Raw genomic sequence first — 1,228 nt, 5'->3', positions numbered from 1 at the left:
CCGACCCGGCCGGTGGTGAACCGCTCGGGCGCCATATACACCCGCGACGGGTCGCCGTGCCCGAGACCGAAGTCGACGAGATACACGAAGTGGTCCGGGGTCAGCAGCACGTTTTCGGGCCGAACAGCCAAATGCACCAGCCCGGCGGCGTGCGCGGCGTCCAGCGCTAGCGCGACCTGCGCGACGATCGACGCGGCACGCGACGCTTCCAGTGGCCCCCGCTCGCGCAGCAGATCCCTGAGGCTGCCGCCGTCGACCAGCTGCATGTCGACGTAACAAACCCCGTGGATCGAACCGAAGTCGTGCACCGGGATGACATGCGGCTCCTCCAACAGCGCAGCGACACCGCAGTCCTGTCGAAAGCGTTGCTGGAAGCCGGGTTCCGCGGCGATGTCGGCGGAAACCAGCTTGACCGCGACCGTCCGGTCTCTAACCGTGTCGTGCGCGCGGTAGACCTCGCCCGTCACACCCGCTCCGATCAGCGATCGCAGCTCGTAGGGACCGAACCGGGTGCCAAGCCGCGAGGTCAATGGGCAGTCCTTTCGCTAGGTCGTAAAGGTCCAGCCCGGCGGGTTCCCCGAATGGGCGCCGACCTAACGTGCGGCGGCTCACGCGTGCGGGGGCACCGGGCACCAGAACAAGCCGCAGTTGAAATTGGGCGGTCCGGGCGGCCGCGGGTGCGGGGTGGCATTGATCGGGCCGCTCGGCCACCCGTAGACGGCACCGGTGTCGGCGTCGACCACGCCACGGTAATCGTAGTAATAGAGGTGGCACACGCCCATGTTCCAGTTGATGAAGTTGTCCGGGATGCGCTCGCCCGGGCACCACTGGCCGCAGGTGTGCCCCGCCGGGCAGTTGCCGCCGACGTGGCCGTACGGGTCGGCCTGCGCGACGCCCGCGGTCAGCCCCACACCGATGCCGGCCGTCAGCAGCGCGCCGGCCATCCACTTCATGTTCATGCCGCAATCACACGCCAGCCGGGCGGCTACCGATCCCATATCGACGTCAGCCGCCGTGACCTTTGTGCTTAGGGCCCCCGTGACCTGGCGGACCCGGCGGGGGCGCCGGCTGCGGGGTGCTCGTGGGTGTGGTGGTGGCGGTGGCGGTCGTCGGGGGCGGCGCCGGCGTGGTGGTGGTCGTCGAGGGCGTCGGCGGTGGCGCCGAGAACGGCGGATCGATCGCCAGCAGGAGGAGTGCCAACAGGAAGGCCGCCGCGATCGCCGCGATC

General features: G+C 69.8%; 2 protein-coding genes. Both read right to left on the bottom strand.

Translation table 11 applies throughout. The annotated features are described in order from the left end of the window. A partial coding sequence (locus A9X03_RS00650) for a serine/threonine-protein kinase (RefSeq protein ID WP_156736952.1) occupies window positions 1-530 on the bottom strand: 530 nt, incomplete at its 3' end. Between the two features lie 78 nt (window positions 531-608). Further along, window positions 609-959: a hypothetical protein gene (locus tag A9X03_RS00645; RefSeq protein WP_067784627.1), complete on the bottom strand. Its 351-nt coding sequence runs from the start codon at window positions 957-959 to the stop codon at window positions 609-611. Window positions 960-1,228 lie beyond the last annotated feature (269 nt).

This window comes from Mycobacterium sp. E1715 (assembly GCF_001667625.1).
In the GTDB taxonomy this organism is placed as follows: Bacteria; Actinomycetota; Actinomycetes; order Mycobacteriales; family Mycobacteriaceae; genus Mycobacterium.
This window is presented reverse-complemented; position numbering and strand designations above follow the sequence as displayed.

Coding starts and splice junctions, on each gene's coding strand:
- A9X03_RS00645 (WP_067784627.1), bottom strand. CDS start 959: ATGAACATGAAGTGGATGGCCGGCGCGCTGCTGACGGCCGGCATCGGT.